This is a genomic window from Rhodococcus sp. NPDC127527 (genome assembly GCF_042672245.1).
GTDB lineage: Bacteria > Actinomycetota > Actinomycetes > Mycobacteriales > Mycobacteriaceae > Rhodococcus_G.
Genome location: NZ_JBHXVP010000001.1, coordinates 355,136 through 378,424, shown reverse-complemented (window position 1 = coordinate 378,424; position 23,289 = coordinate 355,136). Strand labels below are relative to the sequence as shown.

12 protein-coding genes are annotated in these 23,289 nt (G+C 69.3%); 4 read left to right on the top strand and 8 right to left on the bottom strand.

Annotated elements, in window-relative coordinates:
* Positions 1 to 111: 111 nt before the first annotated feature.
* The 4 genes from ACFVH2_RS01725 (at position 112) to ACFVH2_RS01710 (ending at position 8,172) form a co-directional block, all read left to right on the top strand.
* Complete coding sequence (locus ACFVH2_RS01725; RefSeq protein WP_378420934.1) at positions 112 to 255, top strand: hypothetical protein; 144 nt, start codon at positions 112 to 114, stop codon at positions 253 to 255.
* 124 nt (positions 256 to 379) lie between these two features.
* On the top strand, positions 380 to 3,643 hold the full coding sequence (locus ACFVH2_RS01720; protein WP_378421387.1) for an arabinosyltransferase domain-containing protein: 3,264 nt from the start codon (positions 380 to 382) through the stop codon (positions 3,641 to 3,643).
* Between the two features lie 92 nt (positions 3,644 to 3,735).
* Positions 3,736 to 7,026 (top strand): arabinosyltransferase domain-containing protein, encoded by a 3,291-nt coding sequence (locus ACFVH2_RS01715; protein WP_378420932.1) that lies wholly within the window; start codon positions 3,736 to 3,738, stop codon positions 7,024 to 7,026.
* Between the two features lie 183 nt (positions 7,027 to 7,209).
* Positions 7,210 to 8,172, top strand: coding sequence for a hypothetical protein (locus ACFVH2_RS01710; protein WP_378420930.1), 963 nt, complete (start codon positions 7,210 to 7,212; stop codon positions 8,170 to 8,172).
* Between the two features lie 131 nt (positions 8,173 to 8,303).
* On the opposite strand, the gene ACFVH2_RS01705 is transcribed toward ACFVH2_RS01710, so the two are convergent.
* The 8 genes from ACFVH2_RS01705 to ACFVH2_RS01670 form a co-directional block, all read right to left on the bottom strand.
* A complete protein-coding gene (locus ACFVH2_RS01705; protein ID WP_378420928.1) occupies positions 8,304 to 9,848 on the bottom strand; it encodes an acyl-CoA carboxylase subunit beta in 1,545 nt (514 codons plus the stop codon).
* Positions 9,849 to 14,837 (bottom strand): polyketide synthase Pks13, encoded by a 4,989-nt coding sequence (pks13, locus tag ACFVH2_RS01700; protein ID WP_378421385.1) that lies wholly within the window; start codon positions 14,835 to 14,837, stop codon positions 9,849 to 9,851.
* 51 nt (positions 14,838 to 14,888) lie between these two features.
* Positions 14,889 to 16,775, bottom strand: a complete 1,887-nt coding sequence (fadD32, locus tag ACFVH2_RS01695) for a long-chain-fatty-acid--AMP ligase FadD32 (protein ID WP_378420926.1) — start codon at positions 16,773 to 16,775, stop codon at positions 14,889 to 14,891.
* Between the two features lie 171 nt (positions 16,776 to 16,946).
* Complete coding sequence (locus ACFVH2_RS01690; protein ID WP_378420924.1) at positions 16,947 to 17,939, bottom strand: LLM class F420-dependent oxidoreductase; 993 nt, start codon at positions 17,937 to 17,939, stop codon at positions 16,947 to 16,949.
* A 90-nt stretch (positions 17,940 to 18,029) separates the two neighbouring features.
* The gene (locus tag ACFVH2_RS01685) at positions 18,030 to 19,010 is read right to left on the bottom strand and encodes a cutinase family protein (protein ID WP_378420922.1); all 981 of its coding nucleotides are present in this window, start codon (positions 19,008 to 19,010) and stop codon (positions 18,030 to 18,032) included.
* A 6-nt stretch (positions 19,011 to 19,016) separates the two neighbouring features.
* Positions 19,017 to 19,565, bottom strand: coding sequence for a DUF732 domain-containing protein (locus ACFVH2_RS01680; RefSeq protein ID WP_378420920.1), 549 nt, complete (start codon positions 19,563 to 19,565; stop codon positions 19,017 to 19,019).
* Between the two features lie 167 nt (positions 19,566 to 19,732).
* Positions 19,733 to 21,826, bottom strand: a complete 2,094-nt coding sequence (locus ACFVH2_RS01675) for an alpha/beta hydrolase-fold protein (RefSeq protein WP_378420918.1) — start codon at positions 21,824 to 21,826, stop codon at positions 19,733 to 19,735.
* Between the two features lie 321 nt (positions 21,827 to 22,147).
* Positions 22,148 to 23,146: an alpha/beta hydrolase gene (locus ACFVH2_RS01670; protein WP_378420916.1), complete on the bottom strand. Its 999-nt coding sequence runs from the start codon at positions 23,144 to 23,146 to the stop codon at positions 22,148 to 22,150.
* Between the last annotated feature and the right edge of the window lie 143 nt (positions 23,147 to 23,289).

Sequence of the window (23,289 nt, the reverse complement as noted above, 5' to 3'; positions counted from 1 at the left end):
AATCGGTCCCTAACCTGCGCCCGATCCGTTCCGCCCCGCGCCCGCCGCCCGGTCCAATGGCCCAGGCACCAACCGGTGCCGGTCACGATCGCATGACATGCAGGAGTGCTTATGTCCTTCTCCACGATCTTCTCGGCCCTGATCTCCGCGATGCTCGGCGGCAACTTCGGCACCGGCTCCGGTGGCGCCGCCGGCGGCGGAGCGACCGGTGGCGGCACCGGTGGAGGCACGGGCGGCTTCCACTTCAACTCCTGACGCGAAGCGAGTCCGGGGTCCACACCCTCGCACGGGCCCCGGACTCGCCCAGCCGCCCGACCGGGGACCCGACGAGCGACCCATAAGATCGGATCTTGTGCCCGCCGAGTCTCAGTCCCCCGCAGTGTCCGATCCCGGAACGTCGAAGCCAGGAATCGACCCCGCGAACCGATCGCGGCTCCGGACCGCGCGACTGATCGCGATCGTCGCGGGCCTGCTCGGTACCGTCCTCGCCGTTCTCACCCCGCTACTGCCGGTCGCACAGCAGACCGCGAGCGTGTCCTGGCCGCAGAACGGCTCCCTCACCAGCGTGGATGCCCCGCTGGTCAGCTACGAGCCGCTCGCCCTCGACATCCACATTCCCTGCGCGACGGCCGCGTCCCTGCCTCCGGGCGGCGACACCCTCGTCTCCACGGCGCCGAAGCAGGCGCCCGACTCCGAGCTCGCCGGCCTCACCGTCAAGGTCGGGTCCGATGCCGACCGGACCGTCTCGGTGGTGTTGCGGAACTCGCAGCTGATCTCCGCCCCGCTCGCCGAGCTCACCGCGGGCGGCTGCACGGCGATCGTCGTCCACTCGGACGCGAACCACACGACCGCGACCTTCGCGGGCATGCCCGACGGCACCACCCCCGTCACCGCCGACCTCCTCGGTGACCAGCGACCGCAGATGGTCGGGATCTTCAGCGACCTGCAGGGTGCGGCGCCCGCGGGTCTGCAGGTACAGGCCGAGATCGATTCCCGGTTCTCGTCGAGCCCCACCGTGTTCAAGCTGCTGGCGATGATCGTCGGCGTGCTCGCAACCCTGCTGGCGCTGGTCGCCCTGCACCGCCTCGACGACGTCGACGGCCGTCGCGCCCGCCGGTTCTTCCCGTCGCACTGGTGGAGGTTCACCGGTGTCGACGGGGTCGTCGTGGGCATCCTGGTGCTCTGGCATTTCATCGGCGCCAACACCTCCGACGACGGCTACCTGTTGACCATGGCCCGGGTCTCGGAACACTCCGGCTACATGGCCAACTACTACCGGTGGTTCGGCGTCTCCGAGGCGCCGTTCGGCTGGTACTACGACGTGCTCGCCGCAATGGCGAAGGTGTCGACCGCCAGCACCTGGATGCGACTGCCGGCGCTGATCGCGGGGATCCTGTGCTGGATGGTGATCAGCCGCGAGGTGATCCCCCGTCTCGGACGGGCGGTGCGGCACAACCGAATCGCGCTGTGGACCGCGGGCCTGGTGTTCCTGTCGTTCTGGCTGCCCTACAACAACGGCCTGCGCCCCGAACCGATCATCGCGCTCGGCGCGCTGCTGACCTGGTGTTCGATCGAACGCGCGATCGCGACCGGACGCCTGCTGCCCGCGGCGGTCGGCGTGCTGATCGCGGCGTTCTCCCTCGCCGCCGGACCGACCGGCGTGATCGCCGTGGCCGCGCTGATCGTCGGCCTGCGTCCGCTGGTGAAGATCGTGGTGACACGTGCCCGTGTGGTCGGCTGGCTGCCCCTGGTCGCTCCGATCCTGGCAGCGGGCCTGATCGTCCTCGTCGCGATCTTCGCCGACCAGACCTTCGGCACCGTCCTGGAGGCGACGAAGGTCCGCACCGCGATCGGCCCTAACGTGTCGTGGTTCGGCGAGTACCACCGCTACGAGGCGCTGCTCAACGTCTCCCCCGACGGCTCGCTGGCTCGGCGGTTCGGCGTCTTCGCCATGTTCCTGTGCCTGATCGTGTGCGCGATGCTGCTGCTGCGCGGTCGAGGCAAGATCCCGGGCGCCGCGGCCGGGCCGTCGCGACGCATCCTCGGGATCGTCTTCGCCTCGCTGCTGCTGATGATGACCACGCCGACCAAGTGGACCCACCACTTCGGCGTGTACGCCGGTCTCGCCGGATCCATCGCCGCGGTCACCGCGGTCGGGATCGCCGCCGCGACCCTGCGCTCGCGACGAAACCGCACGCTGTTCGCGGCCGGGGTGCTGTTCCTGTTGGCGCTGGCATTCACCGGTTCCAACGGCTGGTGGTACGTGTCAAGCTACGGCGTTCCCTGGTGGGACAAGTCGCCGTCCATCCACGGATACACCTTCGCGACCGGACTGCTCGCGTTGAGCGTCCTCGCCCTGCTGCTCGCCGGGTGGCAACACCTGCGCGAGCCCTATCGTGCACCCGAGCAGCCGCACCCGGCCCGCGGTTGGCGGGCGCTGCTCGCGTCCCCGCTGACCCTGGCCGCCGCGTTCATCGTGCTGGTCGAGGTCCTCTCGCTGGCGAAGGCGGCCGTCTCGCAGTACCCGGCCTACTCGGTGGCGAGGTCCAACTTCGACACCCTCACCGGCGACACCTGCGCACTCGCCGACGACGTGCTGATCGAACCCGACGCCAACGCCGGCACCCTCGCGCCGCTCGTGCCGGGCACGGACCCGTTCGGCGGCGCGGCCGCCAACACCGGGTTCACCCCCAACGGCGTGCCGCTCGACCTCACCGCGGATGCGGAGAACAAGGCCGCGGGCGGCGCCAACACCGTCGACTCGAAGTCGACCACCACCAGCACCGGGACCGGCGCGGGCACCGGCGGCGGCACCGGGTCCACCGGCGTCAACGGCAGCTCGGTGGCCCTGCCGTTCGGGCTGAACCCGGCCACCACGCCGATCCTCGGCAGCTACCAGGGCGGCGCTCAGGAGCCCGCGAAGGTCACCACCGGCTGGTACGCCCTGCCGGCACGCAGCGACACGGCACCGATCCTCGTGGTCACCGCCGCCGGTCGCATCCGGTACGTCGACAAGGACGGCGTCGTCACCTACGGCCAGGACCTGGTCGTCGAGTACGGCAAGCGGACCGCGGACGGCGGCGTCGAGGCCGAGGGCAGCATCGCGCCGATCGACATCGGCCCGTCACCGTCCTGGCGGAACCTGCGGGTGCCGATGTCGCAGATCCCGGCCGACGCGGACGCCGTCCGGCTCGTCGCCGACGACCACGACCTCACGCCGAAGCAGTGGCTGGCGATCACCCCGCCGCGGGTGCCGCAGCTGCAGACGCTCAACGAGGTGGTCGGGTCGACCGCGCCGGTCCTGCTCGACTGGTCGGTCGGGCTGTCGTTCCCGTGCCAGCGCCCGTTCGACCACCAGTACGGCGTCGCCGAAGTCCCCGAGTACCGGATCCTGCCCGATCGTGTCGGCGCCGACTCCACCAACGGCTGGCAGGACAAGATCGGCGGCGGACCGCTCGGCTGGATCGACCTGCTGCTGACGTCGCGGACGATGCCCAGCTACCTGAACAAGGACTGGGCGCGGGACTGGGGTTCGCTCGAGAAGTACGCCCCGCTCGATCCGTCGGCGACGACCGCGACGGTCGACACCGCGACCGTCACCCGGTCGGGCCTGTGGAGGCCGGGACCGATCGCCGCGCGGTGACCGACACCGGGCTGCCGAACACGTCAACGCAATTTTCGGACAATCTCCATGCGTTGTGAGTCGCTCAGGTTGCTCGCATACCATCGTGAACCGTGCCCGACGTCGTGACAGCTCCTCCCCAGGCCCCCGCAGCTCCCGAACAGGTAGACATGCGCGCGAAGTACCGGACCGCCCGGCTGATCGCGATCGTCACCGGACTGCTCGGGTTCGTCCTCGCCGTCGCGACCCCGTTCCTGCCGGTCAACCAGACCTCCGCCGCGCTGAACTGGCCGCAGGCCGGTGTCATCGGCAGCGTCGACGCACCCCTCGTCGCCCAGGTCCCGATCGACCTGCAGGCCAGCGTGCCGTGTCGGCTGGTCCGCGACCTGCCGCCCAGCGGCGGGCTGCTGCTCGGCACCGCCCCGCCGCAGGGCACCGGGGCACCGCTCAACGCGATGTTCGTCCGCGTCACCGAGTCCACCGTCGACGTGCTCGACCGCAACGTGGTCGTCGCATCGGCGCCGCGGGCCGCGGTCGCGTCCGGCGGTTGCTCGGCGATCACGATCAGCTCCGACATCAACCGCACCGTGGCCACCTTCGAGGGCCTGACGGTCGACGGGCACCCGGTCACCGGCGCCCTGACCGGTGACCTGCGTCCGCAGATGGTCGGCGTGTTCACCAACCTGCAGGGGCAGGCGCCGTCCGACCTGACGCTGACCGCCAACATCGACTCCCGGTTCTCGTCCTCGCCGACATTCGTCAAGCTCGCCGCGATGGTTCTCGCGTGCATCCTGACCATCGCCGCGCTGGTCGCCCTCGCCCGACTCGACGGCACCGACGGGCGGAAGCATCGACGCTTCTTCCCCTCGCACTGGTGGAAGTTCACGCTCGTCGACGGGTTCGTCGTCGGCGTCCTGGCGGTCTGGCACTTCATCGGCGCCAACACCTCCGACGACGGCTACCTGCTCACCATGGCCCGGGTGTCCGAGCACTCCGGCTACATGGCCAACTACTTCCGGTGGTTCGGCGTCCCCGAGGCCCCGTTCGGCTGGTACTACGACGTCCTCGCCGCGATGGCGAAGATCTCCACCGCCAGCCCGTGGATGCGACTGCCCGCGCTGATCGCAGGCATCCTGTGCTGGCTGGTAATCAGCCGCGAGGTGATCCCCCGCCTCGGCCGCGCCGTCCGCCTCAACCAGGCCGCGGTGTGGACCGGTGGCCTGGTGTTCCTCGCGTTCTGGCTGCCCTACAACAACGGCCTGCGCCCCGAACCGATCGTGGCGCTCGGCGCGCTGCTGACCTGGTGCTCGGTCGAACGCTCCATCGCGACCGGACGCCTGCTGCCCGCCGCGGTGGCCGTGCTGATCGCCGCGTTCTCGCTCGGCGCCGCGCCCACCGGACTGATGTGCGTCGCCGCGCTGCTCGCCGGGGCCCGCCCGATGGTCCGGCTGATCGTCAAGCGGCACCGGGAGGTCGGCACCCTCCCGCTGGTCGCGCCGCTCCTCGCCGCCAGCACCGTGGTGCTGGTCGCGGTGTTCGCGGACCAGACGTTCGCCGGGGTCCGCGAGGCCACCCGGGTGCGCACACTGATCGGCCCGAACATGCACTGGTACGAGGAGTTCCTCCGGTACTACTACCTGTTCGTGCAGACCGTGGACGGCTCGCTCGCCCGCCGGTTCGCGTTCCTGATCATGATCCTGTGCCTGTTCACCGCGCTGTTCGTGCTGTTGCGCCGCAAGAAGATTCCGGGTGCCGCGGTCGGACCGTCCTGGCGTCTGCTCGGCGTCGTGTTCGGCACCGTCTTCTTCATGATGTTCAACCCCACCAAGTGGACGCACCACTTCGGCGCGTACGCGGGCATCGCCGGCTCCCTGGCCGCGCTGACCACGGTCGCGGTCTCGGCCGCCGCGCTGCGGTCGCGCCGCAACCGGACCATGTTCGCCGCGGGACTGCTACTCGTGCTTGCCTTCTCGTTCGCCGGCATCAACGGCTGGTGGTACGTGTCCAGCTACGGCATCCCGTGGTTCGACAAGACCGTGTCCCTCGGCGGCCGGGAGGTCAGCACCGCGATGCTGGCGCTGTTCGTGCTGGCGATCGCGCTGGTCGCGTGGCAGTACTTCCGTGAGGACTACGTCGGCAACGAGGTCAAGGCGACCAGCGAGCGGGGAAGGCGGATCAAGAGATTCGCCCCGATCCCGCTGACCGCCGTCGCCGCGGCGATGGTCCTGTTCGAGATCCTCTCGATGGCCAAGGGTGCGGTCTCGCAGTACCCGGCCTACTCGCTGGCCCGCTCGAACATCGACGCCGTCACCGGGTCCGCCTGCGGGCTCGCCGACGACGTGCTGACCGAGTCGGATCCGAACGCCGGTCGCCTGCAGCCGATCCCCGATCGTGGGGTGTCCGACCCGCTGGCCGGCAGCAACCCGATCGGGTTCAGCCCGAACGGGGTGCCGTCGGACCTGTCCGCGGACTACACCGAGGTCAAGCCTGGCCAGGCCAACACCAGCAACCAGTCGGTGGGCGCCACGTTCGTCACCGGCGGCGGCGCGGGCACCGAGGGCGGCACCGGTGCGCTCGGCGTCAACGGCAGCACGGTCAAGCTCCCGTTCGGCCTGAACCCCGCGACCACCCCGGTCCTCGGCAGCTACCAGAACGGTGTGCAGGAGCCCGCTCAGGTCACCTCGAGCTGGTACCAGCTGCCCGCCCGCAGCGACAGTTCCCCGCTGGTGGTCGTCTCGGCGGCCGGCCGCATCTGGTCGGAGGACAAGGACGGCAAGTTCACCTACGGCCAGTCCCTGCTGCTCGAGTACGGGCACCGCGAGGCCGACGGGTCGATCACCTCGCAGGGCACCTACCTCCCCAAGGACATCGGCCCCGCGCCGTCCTGGCGGAACCTGCGGATCCCGCTCGACGAGCTGCCCGCGAGCACCGACGTGGTTCGGATCGTCGCGAACGACCCGAACCTGACCGGGGACCAGTGGCTGGCGTTCACCCCGCCGCGGGTGCCGCAGCTGCAGACGCTCAACGACTACATCGGGTCCACCCAGCCGGTACTGCTGGACTGGGCGGTCGGGCTGCAGTTCCCGTGCCAGCGCCCGTTCGACCACCAGTACGGCGTCGCCGAGGTGCCCAGCTTCCGCATCCTGCCGGACCGTCCACTCGCGGTGAGCTCCACCGACACCTGGCAATCGGAGGAGAACGGCGGCCCGCTCGGCTGGACCGAGATGCTCGCCGAGGCCTCGACGGTGCCGACCTACCTCAACCACGACTGGGCTCGGGACTGGGGCGCGCTCGAGCGGTACAACCCGCACTTCCCGAACGCCACCGCCGCGACGATCGACGCCACCGACGTCAAGCGGTCGGGCTTCTGGAGCCCCGGCATGATGCGGGTGTACGAGCACTAGCCACCGCCTCCACGCCGTGACCTCCCCAATGTCACACTGGTTCGCCTCAGTCGATCGAGTGTGACATTGGGGAAGTCGGGCGGCGGGGTCCATGTGCGAAATCGGCTGTCCACAGGGTCGAATTCATCCACAGGCGGGTGCATTCGGGACTGATCGCCCAACCGCGTGGGGCACTCTGAGTTCGTGAAACGCGGCAGCTGGGCATCCGACTACGACGCGCTCGTCCGGTACGGGGTCAACCGGGTGATCCGGTCCAGCACTCTGAAGGCGCTCGGCGCGGCGCCGTCGACCATCTCCAGCTGGTGCCTGCCGGGCGGACCGTGGCAACGGTTGCTTCCCGGCATAGTGTTGCTGCACAACGGTTTCCCGACGCAGCTCGAACGCGCGACCGCAGCCCTCATGTACGGCGGTCCCGGCAGCCTGCTGTCCGGGCACGCGGCGCTCGCCGCGCACGGATACCAACGGTCCGCCGCGATGAACGACGTGTTGCTACTGATACCGCAGGAGCAGCACCGAGCCTCGTGCGGATTCGTCCAGGTCGAGAGAACCTGGCGGATGCCCGACCCACCCGTCGTGCGGGGCACTCTCCGATGCGCTCCCGTTGTCCGCGCCACGCTCGATACTGCCCGGCGCCTGCGGAACCGCACCACCTGTCAGGCTCTACTCGCCGACGTGGTGCAGCGCGGAGACACGTCGGTGGAGGAACTGGCGATCGAACTGTCCGCGGGCTCGCGCCGCGGGACCGCGTTGCCGCGGTCGGTGTTGCGGGATCTGGGCGGCGGCGCGCACTCCGTCGAGGAGATACACGCACACAAGCTCTACACCCGCAGCGGACTGCCCGCCATGGTGCACAATCGCGAAATCGAAACGGCTACAGGCCAGTTCATTGCCATTCCGGACGGCTGGATCGACGACGTCGCAATGGCGTGGGAGATCGATTCGCTCGACCACCACTTCACACCACGCGACCATCAGGCAACCCTCGAGCGTCGCGCGAGGATGCAGAGCCACGGCATCGTTGTCCTCGCACACCTTCCGCGGACGCTGCGCGACAACGAAAACCTGGTGCTGGACCAGCTGAGACGGAACTACCTGCAGGCGAAGCTGCGGCCGCGGCCGGACGTTCGCCTTCGCCTCGGCAACTGACGCGCCGGCTCCGCCGAGGCCACAATCCCCGCCAGCTCTCGGGTAAACCGGCCTCCCACACCTCCCCGATGTCACATTCGGTCGGGTCAGTCGAACCGGTGTGACATTGGGGAGGGAGGTGCGGGTGTGGGTCAGAGCGGGAGGAGGTGATGCTTGCGCGGGTTCTTGTAGATCGTCTTGTCACGCAGCAGGGTCAGCGCCTTGCGGATCTCGAGGCGGGTGGTCGACGGGTAGATCACCGCGTCGACGTATCCGCGCTCGGCGGCGATGTACGGCGTCGCGACGTGCTCGTTGTAGAAGTTGATCAGGTCCCGGCGTACGGCGGCGGCGTTCTCCCCCGCGGCCTCGATCTGCTTGCGGCCGATGATGTTGACCGCACCCTCGGCACCCATGACCGCGATTCGGGCGGTGGGCCACGCCAAGTTCACGTCGGCGCCGAGCTGCTTCGAGCCCATTACCGCGTACCCGCCGCCGTAGGACTTGCGCACCACGACGGTCACCTTCGGGACGGTGGCCTCGACGTAGGCGAACAGGAAGCGGCCGCCACGCTTGATGACGCCGATCTTCTCCTGCTCCACGCCGACCAGGAATCCCGGTGTGTCCACGACGAACACCAGCGGCAGGTCGTACGCGTCGCAGACCCGCACGAAGTGCGCGGCCTTGTCCGAGGCCGCGGCGTCGAGCGCGCCGGACAGGTGCATCGGCTGGTTCGCGACCACGCCGACCGGGCGCCCGTCCACGCGGGCGAACCCGGTGATGACGTTCTGCGCGGTCTGGCTGCGCACCTCGAGGAAGTCGCCGTCGTCGAAGATGCGCAGCAGGATGTCGTGCATGTCGTAGCCGGCGTTGTCGGCGTCCGGCATGAACGCGTCGAGAGACAGGTCGTCCTCGGTGATCTCCGGCTCGAGACCCGGGTTGATGATCGGGGGCTTCTCGTTGCAGCTCGACGGCATGTAGCTCAGGTACGCACGCGCGTACTCGAAGGCGGCCTTCTCGTCGGGCGCGACATGGTGAATGTTGCCGTACTCCACCTGATTCCGAGCGCCGCCCAGCTCGTCGAGGCTGACGTCCTCGCCGGTCACGGACTTGATCACGTCGGGCCCGGTGACGAACATGTACGACTCTTCGGTCGCGATCACGACGTCGGTGTTGATCGGCGCGTACACGGCACCGCCGGCGCACTTTCCGAGAATGATGGAGATCTGCGGGCACATGCCCGACAGCGGTTCCTGGCGTCGGCCCATCTCGGCGTACCAGGCCAGCGAGGTCACGGCGTCCTGGATGCGCGCGCCGGCGGACTCGTTGATGCCGACGACCGGGCAGCCGATCTTGATGGCGAAGTCGTTGACCGCGGCGACCTTGCGGCCGAAGATCTCGCCCGCGGCCCCGCCGAACACGGTCTGGTCGTGCGCGAACACCGCGACGGGTCGGCCGTCGACGAGTCCGTGGCCGGTGACGACGCCGTCGCCGTACGGGTTCGACGGGTCGCCGGGCTGCCGGGCGAGCTGTCCCAGCTCGACGAAGGTGCCCGGATCGAGCAGCATGTCGATCCGTTCGCGCGGAGTGGGCAGGCCCTTCTCCTTGCGCCTCGCGATGGCCTTCGGGTTACCCGGGGCCTTCGAGACCTCCAGCTTCTCGCGCAGCTCTGCCAGCTTCTCCGCGGTGGTCGTGCTCACTCAGTTGCTCCGCTTCTCGGCCTCGATGGCGGCCAGCTTCTCGGTCAGGTCGGCCCCCACCTTGGCAATGTACGGTTCGTCCACGATCTGGATGTGGTCGCCGCCGACGTGGATGATCTCCAGGTTCGACGCGACCTTGCCCCAGCCGCCGTCGGGCGCTCGCGTGCCGAACGCGGGCTCCAGCGCGATCGCGTCGTCGTGGTACTTGTCGGCCAGGTACAGCACCACGTTTCCGTCGTACTTGTCGGGCCTCACCGTCTGCAGTGCGCGGTTGTCCAGCCACGACGTGCGCTGGTGCTTGATGATCCCGCCCGGAATCTTCGCCCCGCTCACCTTCAGCAGGTCCATGAGGATCTGGATCTGCTCCTCGTCGGACTCGGCCGCGGCCAGCTTGTCGTACGGCAGCGGCGCCTCGACGTTGTACGTCTTCTTCGCGAACGCGGCGTACCGCTGCCAGCGCTTCCGGATCTCCTCGGGGGTGTCCTCGACGTCCTCGCCCGCCATGACCGTGTCGATCAGGCCGATGTACCGGACGTCCTTGCCCTCCTCGCGCAGCATCTTGCCGACGGCGTAGGACAGCGCGCCGCCGAGCGACCAGCCGTACAACACGTACGGACCGTCGCCCTGGATCTCCTTGATCAGCGGCAGGTACTCGCGGGCACGGACCTCGATCGGCCCCTCGGTGCGCTCGAAGCCGTACATCGGGGTGTGCGCGGGCAGCCGACGCAGCAGCGGCTCGTACGCGACGGTGGACCCGCCGGCCGGGTGGAACACGAAAACCGGTACGGCCGAAGACCCTTCGGGACGTTCGCGCAGGGTGCGCACCAGCCCCTCGATCTTGACGCCGTCCTCGAGGTGCTCGCGCACCTTCTCGGCGAGCTGTTCGACGGTCTCCGAGTCGAGGACGTCGTCGAAGCTCACCTCGCCGCCGGCCCGCTCGGTCAGGCGCGCGGCCAGCTTCTCCGCGGTGTCGTCGTCGAGCACGGGGAGGATGTTGAAGATGCCCTTCGCGGACTTGCCGGTCACCACCGCCCAGGTCGCGAACGTCAGTCGCTCGGCCGCGTCGCGCGGCGGGACGTTGATCTCCCCGTCGGAGGTGTCCTGCTCCGCCTCGGCCACGATCTTCTCGGCCTCGGCGACGGGGCTGACCGTCTCCTCGGCGAGCGCGGATTCGAGTGCGGCGGAAGCCTCGTCGACGGCGGCGGCCTCGGCGGCCGACCGCTCCAGCCGCTGCTGCTCGGCGAGCGCCTCGACCTCCTCGCGGTTCTCGATCGCGTAGCGCAGGTACTTCTCGACCTCGCGCAGGTTCGCGTCGCGGACGGCCTGCAGCTGCAGTTGCGGGATGTCGAACTCGTACTCGACGCGGTTCTTGATACGCACCGCCATCAGCGAGTCCAGACCCAGCTCGATCAGCGGGATCTCCGCGGGCAGGTCCTCCGGCGCGTAGCCCATGGACTCGGCGACGATCAGCGCCAGCCGGTCCTCGAGGCTCTGGCTGCTGTTCGGGTCCCACTTGTCGCCGAAGGACTCGACGACCTCGGGCAGTTCCTCCATCGGCGAGCTGGACCGCTGCACGGGCGCAGCGACGACCAGTTCGGGCAGCGGTTCCCCAGACGTGACGACGGCGTCCAGCAGCAGCACGAAGCCCTCGGCGCCCTTGCCGTGCACCTGCAGCGAGGCGCCGCCCGGATGCGGGTTGAGCGTGGTGGTCAGGGTGCCGGCGGTGGGCAACTCGCCGCGGGCGATCGCCGCGGTGAGCGTCACATCGGAGAGCACCTGCGCGGCAGCCGAAGTCGCCAGCTCGTTCAGGTCGGTGACGGCGCCGGCCGCGACCTCCCACACGTGCCTGCCGTCGGGCAGCGAGACGTGCGCGCCCGGCGCCCGCGACGACCCGGACGTGGAGACACGGGTGTCGAGCCAGTGCTCCTTGCGCAGGAACGCGGTCCGCGGCGGGTTCGCGAAGTCGCCCTCGGCGAACAGCGACGGCAGGTCCACGCGGTGGCCGTGCACGTACAGCTGCGCGAGCGCGCTGAGGACACCGACCTCCTCGTCCTCCTTGCGCTTGAGCGTCGAGATCAGCTGCGCGTCCATCAGTCCGGCGTCGAACGCCGTCGCCGCGACCGACATCAGCGTCGCCGGGTTGGGCGCGAGCTCCACGAAGGTGGTGTGCCCGGCGTCGACGGCCATGCGCACCGCGTTGGTGAAGTACACGCTGTGGCGCATGCCCTTGGTCCAGTACTCGACCTGGTGGATCGGGCCGTGGCCCGCCCGGTAGTGGGTCTCCTTGTCCACCGAGGAGAACAGACCGGTCTTCAGCACGTGCGGCTCGATGCCGGCCAGCTCCGCGGCCAGCTCGCCGAGGATGGGGTCCACCTGCGAGGTGTGGCTCGCGCCCTTCGTCTGCAGGATCCGGCCGAGCTTCTCCTCCGCCTCGGCGCGGGCCACGATGGCCTCGACCTCGGGCTGGGGTCCGCCGATGACGGTGTGCGTCGGGGCCGCGTACACGCAGACCTCGAGGTGCGGGAAGTCGCCCAGCACCGACTCGATCTCGGCGGCGCTGTACTCGACGAGCGCCATGAGGCGGATGTCGTCGCCGACGAGCGCGGACTCGCCCTCACCCATCAGGCGCGAGCGGGCGGTGATCACCCGGACCGCGTCCTCGAGCGAGAGTCCGCCGGTGACGTACGCGGCCGCGGCCTCGCCCATCGAGTGCCCGACCGCGGCCTCCGGGTCCGCACCGTGGTGGCGCAGCAGCGCCGCGAGGCCGATCTGGATGGTGAAGATGCCGACCTGCGAGGTCTCGACGTCGTAGTCGACCGAGTCGTCGAGGAACTTCTCGGCCATCTTGTAGCCGGCCTCGTACTCGATCAGCTCGTCGACCTCGTCGATCGCCTTTCGGAACACGGCGTTGTTCAGGTACAGCTGCTTGGCCATCTTGCGGTGCTGCGATCCGAAGCCGGAGAACACCCAGACCGCGCCCTTGGCGGCCGGCGCGTCGGCGGACAGCACGCCCTGACCGGGCTTGCCCGCGGCGACCGCGCGCAGTCCGGTGATGGCCTCGGCGTGGGTGCGGGCGAGCACGACCGCGCGGGAGCGGCCGTGGTTGCGCCGCGCCAGTGCGCGGCCGACGTTCTCGAGCGGGGTGGCGCTGCCTTCCGCGGTCTCGAGCCAGTCCGCCAGGTTCGCGGCGGCGAGCCGGCGACGCGACGGCATCGCGGCGGAGACGGCGAGCAGGACCGGCAGCGGCTCCTCGCGCTCCACCCGGTGAGGGGAACCCTCAGCGGCGGGGGACTCGAGACCCATCGACTCGGCGGCGTCGGCGAGCACGCCCGCGGCCTCCGCCTCGACATCGAGCAACTCCGCGGCCTGTGCGTCCTTCTGGTCCGCATCGGGGCCGGAAGGACTCACGGGCGCCTCGTACTCGCGGACCACCACATGGGCGTTGGTGCCACCGAAACCGAAGCCGGAGACACCGGCGACCGCCCGGCCGGTGTAGCGCGGCCAGTCCGTCGCCTCGGGGATCACCTCGAGGTGCGCGGTGTCGAACGGGATGTAGGGGTTCGGGCCCGCGTAGTTCAGCGACGGCGGGAGCTTGTCCTCCTGCATCGCCAGCACGACCTTGATCAGCCCCGCGGCGCCCGCGGCAGCCTCGAGGTGGCCGAAGTTCGTCTTCGCGGAGCCGAGCAGCGCCGGCTTGTCGGCGTCGCGCCCGCGGCCGACGACGCGGCCGAGCGCGTCCGCCTCGATCGGGTCGCCGAGGATGGTGCCGGTGCCGTGCGCCTCGATGTAGTCCACGCCCGACGGGACGATGCCCGCGTCGCGGTAGGCGCTGCGCAGCACGTCGGCCTGCGCGTCCGGATTCGGGGCGAGCAGGCCGTTGGAGCGACCGTCCTGGTTGACGGCGGACCCGGCGATCACCGCGAGGATCGTGTCGCCGTCACGCTCGGCGTCCTCGAGCCGCTTGAGCACGACCAGGCCGCCGCCCTCGGCGCGGACGATGCCGGTCGCGTCGGAGGAGAAGGCCTTGATCTTGCCGTCGTCGGTGAGGATCCCGGTCTCGTCGAACCCGAGGGTCGCGGCTGGCGCGACGAGCATGTTGACGCCGCCGGCCAGGGCGAGGTCGGACTCGCCGGAGCGCAGCGAACGGACCGCCTGGTGGACGGCCACCAGCGAGGACGAGCAGGCGGTGTCCAGCGCGATCGAAGGTCCGCGGAAGTCGAAGTAGTACGAGACCCGGTTCGCCACGATCGACGTCGACGTCCCGGTCAGCGCATAAGGATGCGCGTGCACCGGGTCGCTGACGGCGAGCAGCTGGTAGTCGTTGGCGGAGCTGCCGATGAAGACACCGACCTGCTCGCCCTTGAGCTCGTTGGCCGGGATCCGGGCGTGCTCGAGCGCCTCCCAGGTCAGCTCCATGGCGAGGCGCTGCTGCGGGTCGACGTTCTTGACCTCGAGCGGCGACATCGCGAAGAACTCCGCGTCGAAGCCCTTCACGTCGTCGAGATAGCCGCCCTTGGTGTTGGCCTTCGCGATCGCCTCGGCGATCTGCGGGTCCGCCGCGAACTCGTCCCAGCGCCCGTGCGGCAGCTCGGTGACCGCGTCGCGGCCCTCGATGAGCAGTCGCCACATCTGGTCCGGTGTCTGCCCGGTCCCGGGGAACCGGGTGGACATGCCGACGATCGCGATCTCGTGAGACTGGGAGGTGTCGCGCGCGGTGTAGAACGCCGCGTCCTCGGGCTCGTCGGGGAGCTCCGGCTCGCCCTCGACGATCAGGGTCGCGAGCGAGGCGATGGTGGGGTGCTGATAGACGACCGTGGCGTTCAGCGTGATGCCGACCAGTTCCTCGATCTCGCCGGACAGAGCGACGGCGTCTCGGGACGACAGACCGAATTCCTCCATCGGTCGGTCGTCGGAGATCTGGTCCACCGGTTGCCCGGTGGCCTCCGCAACCCAGTTGCGCAGCCATTCGCGCAGCTGCGCGACCGTCATCTCTGTTTCAGCCATTAACCCATCACGCTACCCGTCAGAAGGAAATGTTCGTCACACCGAGTCGGGAAACGCGGTCTGCGTGTACCCACCGCGCAGGGTGCCCTCGATGTACGCGGCCTTGCAGGCGCGCCGCGCGATCTTGCCGCTCGACGTGCGCGGAATCGACCCGGCGGGCACGAGCAGCACGTCCCGAGCGGTGACGCCGTGCCGGGTGGAGATCGCCGCGCGGACCGCGTCCGCGATCGGACCCGGATCGGCCTTGCCCGCACCGGGGGCGCGTTCGCCTACGACCACCAGCTGCTCGGACGCGTCGTCGGCGTCGAAGGTCAGGCCTGCACCCGCCTCGAACACCTCCTTCGGGAGCTGGTTCGCGGGCACAGCGAAGGCGGCGACGAATCCGGGCCGAAGGGCGGTGCTCGCCTCCTGCGCGGTCCCCTCCAGGTCCTGCGGGTAGTGGTTACGGCCGTCGACGATCACCAGGTCCTTGACCCGCCCGGTGATGTACAGCTCGCCGTCCACGTACACGCCGTAGTCGCCGGTACGCATCCAGTTCGAGTCCTCGGGCGCGCCGGCGGCGTGGCTGCCCTCGGAGATCTTCGAGAGCAGCTTGTTGTGGAAGGTCTGCTCGGTCTCCTCGGGACGACCCCAGTAGCCCTGACCCATGTTGTTGCCGTGCAGCCAGATCTCGCCGACGTGCTCGTCGGGGACCTCGGCGCCGGATTCGGCGTCGACGATCGCCGCCCACTGGCTGCGCGCGACGTAGCCGCACGAGACCTGGGCGATGGCGCCCGGAGCGTCCTTGTCGACCTTGACCATGCGACCCCGGTTCAGCTCGTCGCGGTCGACGTAGATGACCTTGGCCTCGTCGGTGTGCTTGGTGGACGAGACGAACAGTGTCGCCTCCGCCATGCCGTAGGACGGCTTGATCGCGGTCTTGGGCAGCCCGTACGGCCCGAACGCGTCGTTGAACTTGCGCATCGACGAGGTGGTGACGGGCTCGCTGCCGTTGATCAGGCCGATGACGTTGCTCAGGTCGAGGGTCTCGCCGTCCTTCGGCAGGCCGCGCGCGGCGGCGTGCTCGAAGGCGAAGTTCGGCGCCGCGGCGAAGGTGCCCGCGCCGTCGGTGATGGCGGCCAGCTCCTTGATCCAGCGGTAGGGACGCTGCACGAAGGCGCGCGGGCTCATGATGGTGATGTACTTGCCGCCGAGGGCGGGCAGGATCACGGTGAGCAGGCCCATGTCGTGGAACAGCGGCAGCCAGGTGACGCCCCGGGAGTCCGTGGTCAGTTCGATCGCGTCGACCATCTGCAGCGCGTTGGTGCCGACCGCGCGGTGCGTGATCTCCACGCCGGCCGGGACCCGGGTCGAGCCGGAGGTGTACTGCAGGTACGCGATGTCGTCGAGGCCGATCTCCGGGTACACCCAGCTCTCGCCGACGGTGTCCGGGATGGCGTCGACGGCGATGATCCGGGGTCGTTCCGCGGCGGGCAGGTGCCGGAACAACTGGCGGACGCCCGCGGCCGACTGGGTCGCGGTGAGGATCGCCGACGGCTTGCAGTCCCCGAGGACGGCGTACAGGCGATCGCCGTGGCCGGGCTCGTCCGGATCGAACAGCGGCACCGCGATGGTGCCCGCGTGCATGGCCGCGAAGAAGGAGATGACGTAGTCGAGGCCCTGCGGCGCGAGGATCGCGACGCGCTGGCCGGGCTCGGTGACCTGCTGCAGGCGGGCCGCGACCGCACGCAGGCGGTGACCGAACTGATCCCAGGTGAGCTCGAGGACCTCGCCGTCGCGCTCACGCGAGTAGTCGATATATCGGTATGCCAGCTCGTCCGAGTTCTCCCGGGTGTGCCGTTCGACGTGGTCGACGAGGGTGCTACCCGGCATCAGCCGGATGTGTCCCGCTTCGTCGATGTAGTCATCGAAAGTCTGGTTCATACCTTCTCCTCCAAGGCAAGCCTGCGGTGCGGCGTCTGGACACCCGCGGGCTTCGTCCCCTGCGGCAGCGAGGGGTCGTGCAAGTAGTGACTAGTGGCAATATGCAGGTCTCGTCTTGGTAACGATCTGCTTCGCACCCCAAACCAACAGAATGCTACAGATGCCCGCCGCTCATTCACCCTTGAGTTGGGTGATCACGGGGGCAAACGCCTCCATCTGCGTCGGGAAGATACCGACGTACGACATCGACGTCCGATCTCGTACGGCCCTGATCTGATCGGCGATCTCCTCGTAGGTACCGAATGCCAGGTAGGGGGAGTTGAGGATGTCCTCCACGGTCAGTGTGACATCCACCTCGATGTTCGGCGGGTAACCGTTGGCGAGCGCTGCCAGTGCCATCTCGGCCATGGCTTCGCGGTCGTCGGTGGGCATGATGGTGGTGATCGTCCAGTTCAGTTCGATGTCGTCGAACCTGTCCCCGGCAGCCTCGCGGATCCGCTCGACGCGGGCGGCGGTCGCCTCCATGGTGATGCCGGACAGCAGCATCCTGCCGTCCTTGTTGCTGGGCGGTGCCAGGGAGATGATGTCCGCGTACTTCGCCGCCAACGCCAGCATCTTCGGTCCGCCGCCACCGACGGCGATCGGCGGGCGCGGGCCCTGGCGCGGTCGCGGACTGCCCTTGAGCCCGTTGATCTGGTAGTACTCGCCCTGGAAGTTGCACTCCTGCCCGCGCAGCAGCACGTCCAGAATCTCGAGGGACTCCGCGAGCTTCGCGATGCGCACCCCGGGGCTGTCGTAGGCGATACCGCCCTTGTCGAACTCTTCCTTCATCCAGCCGGCACCGATGCCCAGTTCCAGCCGCCCGCCGGACAGGACATCGATCGTGGCGGCGTCCTTCGCGAGGACCGCGGGGTGCCGAAACCCGTTGGCCAGCACCGCGGTACCGAGGCGAATCTTGTCGGTGGCGACCGCCAGCGCACCGAGTGCCGCGATCGGGCCGACCTGATTGCCCAGGTGGTCCGGGATCATGAAGCTGTCGTACCCGAGTTCCTCTGCCTTCTGAGCGAGCTTGACGAAACGACGGGCCCCGCCTTCCTCGGCGTTCCCTTCTCCGCCGGCGGCGAACCGGAACTTGCGCGGCGCGGTGGCGTCGGCGGAACTCATCGATCACTTCTCCTGAAACTGGGGGCACATCTGTGGGGCGGGTGGCCAGTTGGCCAGTTGGCCACTCTATCGGTTCCGCACGGGTCGCCACTATTCGTGAGCGGGAACCGGGGCGGACCTGACCTTGTCGGCGGCCCAGTTTGTCATCCACTGAGTTGCCGTGGTCCCGTTTTGATCCACCACGAAGGTGTTGTACAGGGCATGCACAGGGTTGTTGACGTACTCCCCGACCCGGGCGAGGCTGGCGGGCAGATTCGACGGTTTGAACGCATTCGGCGGGGCGTCACAGATTCCGTCCGACGGCGCACAGATCTGCACCGCACGGTCGGCCAGCACACCGAAGCCGCCCGGTCGCGGACCGGTCATCGTGATGCCCGGGACCCGCAGCCCGTTGAGCGACAGTTCCGCGCCGACACCCGCCACCGGCGGCCCGATGGTCGGCGCTGCGGCCGGGTCACGCCGACCGTCTGCGATGACCCCGACCCCGAGCACCAGATCCGCCGGGACCGGGCCCTCGCCCGCACCGATTCGTGCGGCCACGTCTCCGGCGATCACCGCACCCTGCGAGAAACCGGTCAGCACGAAGCTGGTCAGCGGACAGTTCGCGTGCATCTCCGTCATCACCTCGGTGGCCTTGGCGGTGCCCTCTCCGCGGCTCTTGTTGTACGAGGTCTGACCGTCCGGCGGGAACGCGATCGGGTTCGAGAACTGGGCCACGTACGGCACCGTGTAGACCTGTGCCCGCTGCGGGCCGAACTCGGCCTCCAACGGGCGAGTGATGTTGAGCATCAGCGAGTTCGGGTTCGCGGTCGGGTTGAACGGGTCGTCCTGCGTGCCGGACTCCCAGGTGCCCGGGATCGCGATCACCTGCACGTCCGGACAGCTGGCCGGCTGCGCCTGGGGCCGCCCGGGCGTCGGGGTCGGGACGGGCGGCGGCTTGGGCACGCGGCCCGCCAGCAGGTACCACGCGACGAGCGCGGCCAACGCGACCAGCAGCATCACGATGAGCGCAATCAGCACGCGCAGGAACCTGCGCCCGCCGGACTTCCGTCCCTTTCCCGCAGCAGCCATCGACGACTACTTGTTGCAGTAGGTGGACTGTGCGGCGTCGATGTAGATCTTCGCCGCCGCGGCCGCCTGATCCGCGCTCTGTGTCACGCCCGCGAGGGTGGCCTCTGCCCCCGCCATGCCGGTCACGTACGCGGTGATCTCGGCGTCGTCGACGTTGTTCGCCTTCGCCGAGCAGATGTAGTTGGCGGTGGAGATCGCGACGTCACCGCTGCCCGCGGGCGCCACGCCACCCTTGCGCAGCGCGTCGAGGAACGCCTTGCCGCGGGCGTCGAGCGCGGGCGCCTCGGTCGGGCCGGGGAAACCGCTCGGGACCGCCTGCGGGGTCTCCGGCGGTGCCGTGGCTGCCACGGCGGGACTGGTGTACGGCGGGACCTCGATACCGGTCGCCAGCGGCTGGGCCGTGGGCGATCCGGTGCCCTGCGCGGTGGTCAGTGTGGGGGTGCCGCTGGCCGTCGAGTCGTCACTGCCGCAACCGGCGAGCACGCCGACCGTGGCCACGCTCAGCGCGCCGACGGCGATGACCCTGGCCAGAGGGGTACGGGTGGAAATGCGCATGTCTGTCTCAGTCCTCTGGGGTGTGGAAGCGTGCTCGGCCGAGGGTGCGTGGTGGCGCCCCGGCAGCGGTTCGGCTGGTCGGTGTCCAAGGGTACCGACGCTGACGGGCCGGGGACCTCGGCCGAGATTCCGGCCCGTCAGCGTCGGACTGTCCGTGGATCGTCGGCCTAGTGGATCTCCGCCCGTCCACCGACGAGGGTGATGTTCCCGAACTGGAAGTTCTGCTGGACGCCGTTCGGGATCGGGAACTCGTCGCTGATCGGGAATCCGAGGCGACCGTTCTCGTAGTTCTGGCTGCCCCACGCGTCGAAGATCGGGCCGTTCTTGATCGCCCAGGCACCGCTGAGCGGGCTCCAGTAGATGTTGCCGCCCTCGAACCGGTTGAACCGGCCGCCGTCCTTGACGCCGATCTCACTGGTCTTCGGGAAGCCCAACCAGCTGTTCTCGTAGCCCAGCTGTCCGTACTTGCCCATGATCAGGCCCTGCACCGCGTTGGTGCCGGTGGTCGGGCTGTAGTACATGGCACCGATCTCGAAGCCCTGCACCGCGCCGGGCTTGCCCGGCGTGTTCATCTCGTCCGCCACCGGGTAGCCGAGCGGCCCGCGCTCCCAGCCCTGACGGGACCACTCGTCGCGGATCGCGCCCCAGACGGGGTGCGCACCGGTCTGCGGGGTCCAGTAGATCGACCCGTTCTGGAAGTGGTTGAAACGGCCGCGGCCATCGGGTGCAGGCGATTCGCTGGTGGTCGGGAAGCCGAGCTGTCCGGCGGGACCGCCTGCGCCCTGGTACGCGCCGCCGATCATGCCGGCGACGACCTGCGCGCCGGTTCCGGGCGAGAAGAAGACCCGACCGTTGCGGTAGTCCTGCGCGACGCCGCCCGCGACACCGTATTCACCGGTCACGCAGCCGCCGAGCCAGGGGTTGTTGTTCGCGACGACCGCGATCGCACCGCCGACCGAGCAGGCCGGCGCGTTCGCCTCGACGCCGAGGGCGTTGGCCACCTGCGGCCAGGCCTGGTGCATCTCGAACTGCCAGTACGGCCACGAGTGGGTGCCGGACGGGCGGTAGTTGACCTGCGCGGGGATACCGAGCTTGTTCAGCTTCGTGGCGAAGGACTGCGAGGTCAGGCGGGACAGGATCTCGAGGCCCATGCCCGCGTAGTTGGTCGAGACGCCGGGGATGCCGGACGGCTGGTCGTACGGTCCGGTCATGCCGCTGCCGCTGGAGATGTACAGGCTGATGCCCTTGAGCTTGTCGGCGTTGACGTAGGGATCGTGGGCGGGCCAGAGCGGGTTGCTCGGCGGACCCCACATCTTGTCGACGTTGTAGCCGCCCGCGTCGTTCATCGCGTACCGCAGCGCCTGCGGCATACCCAGGGACGTGGTGCTCAGGTAGCCGGAGAACGAGCCCACGAACTTGAAGAAGCCGGGGTTGCGCTCGGCGAGGAACATGGCCGAGGTGCCACCCATGGAGAGGCCGATGATGCCGCGCGTGCTGGTGGTGCGGAGGCTGTTCTCCAGGATCGGCGGGAGTTCCTTCGTCAGGAACGTCTCGAGCTGGTAGTTCTTGCCGTTGTCGGGCGCGAGCCAGTCGGAGTAGAAGCTGGACTGACCGCCGACCGGCAGGATCACGTTGACGTTCTTGTCCGCGTAGAAGCTCGCGGCGTCGGTCTCGATGGTCCAGCCGCTCTCGTCGTCACGCGCGCGCAGGCCGTCGAGCATGTACAGGGCCGGGAAGGTCGCGTCCGGCTTGGCGTTCCAGTCCCGGGCCAGCAGCACCTGCACCTGGAACGGCGCGCCCATTGCCGGGGAATCCACCCACAGCGCGACCCGGCGGTCGGTGATCCACTGGATCTTCGAGACACCGGGAATGGACCGGAGTGCGTTCGGCGCCGCGCGCATCGCCCGCGACTGCGGGGGCGCCACCGTGGTGGTCGGGGCCTCGGTCGTGGTCGGGGCGGTGGTCGTCGTGGTCGGGGCGACGGTGGTGGTCGTCGTGGTCTGCGCGGCGGTGGTCGTCGGGACGGCCGCGGCGGCAGTGGACTTCGCGACGGGCGTGGTCGTGACCGGGGCGAAGGTCTCCGCCACCGGCGTGGTGGCGGCAGGCTTGGTCGTGGTGGTCGCGGTGGCCGACGTGGTGGTGGTCGTGTCGTCCGGCGCTGCGAACGCGACGGCGGTCGCGGTGGTGAGCCCGGCCGCGGTCGGCAGGACCAGCGCGGCGGCCAGCAGACGGGCCACCCGGCTACGGCGCCCGCTCGTCATTGCGCTCCCCCCGGGCCGTGCACCGGGCTTCCTCAGTAGTGGTCGCATCTGACGACAACTCTCTTTCTGCTTTCGGCCAGCTGACGGATCAACTCGGCACTTGGCTCGGCTTGCCCCCGACCCACGCGGGCGCCGTGCCGTGGCGCCTGTCGCTCGTCGTTCTTTCTAACACGCTGGTCAGGTGGGACGCAGGTGACGCGCTGCTACCCGTGGTGCATTTGTTACTCGGACTCGGAAGGGCCCGAACCGCAGATGCCGCCCCGCGCGGCCGGGATCGGCGCGTGGGGCGGCATCGACGAGTTCACAACTTGGATCCCGGGATCAGTGCGCGTTCAGCGCGTCCAGGATCTGGTTGCGGGCCTTGAAGAGCTCCGCCGACCAGTACGGCCACGAGTGCGTGCCGTTGGACGGGAAGCTGTAGGTCGCGGGGATCCCGAGGGAGGCCATCCGGACCTGGAACGCGCGGGTGTTCACCAGCGCGAGGGCCTCGAGGCCCATGCCGTTGGCGGTGTTGTAGTAGTCGATCGGTGCGCGCGGGTGGTCGTACTCGCCCGGCAGGCCGCTGGCCGAGGACACGTACAGCGACAGGCCCTTGAGCTGCGGCGCGAACACGAACGGGTCGTTGCGCAGCCATGCCTTGCTCCACGGCGGACCCCACATGGCGTCGACGTTGAAGCGACCGGCGTCCAGCATCGCGACGCGGATGGCCTCACGCATGCCCGGCGCCGAGATGTTCAGGTAGCCCGACAGCGAGCCGGCGAACTTGAACTGGTCGCGGTGGTAGGCGGCCAGGGTCAGGGCGGCGGAGCCACCCATCGACAGACCGAGCACGCCGTTGTTGTTGCGGGAGACGCCGCGGGTCTCGAGGTAGTCCGGGAGCTCCTTGGTCAGGAAGGTCTCCCACTTGTACGTGGACTTCTGGCCGTTGAAGTTCGACGGCGCCATCCAGTCGCTGTAGAAGCTGGACTGGCCGCCGACCGGCATCACCAGGGTGACGTTGTCGTTGCGGTACTGATCGAGCGCGTTCGTCTCGAAGGTCCACGCGTTGCGGTCGTCACGGGCACGGAGGCCGTCGAGCAGGTACAGCGCGGCGTTGCCACCGCGGGCTGCCCACTGAATCTGGACCTTGATCGGGCCCATCGACGAGGGCACCATGACCTCTTCGAATCCACCCGACGGAGCGCGGTGCGCGATCGGTGCGGCGCCGGCGACGGCAGTGCCCGCAATACCAGCGGTCACGGGCAGGACGAGCGCTGCGGCCGAGAGGCCGAGGAGGCGTCGTTTGAGGTTCGTGGAGAACCTCGGTCTGCCTATACGCATGAATACTGCTCTCTTTCTTCTCCTGCGGTGCCCGCGACTCCACTGTGGAGGGAAGCGGCCCGGCGATCGTCGGTAAGCCACAAAACCTGCCGACCCCACGCAAGCGAGATCGGCAGTGGAACTGATCAAGGTCACACTGCGCT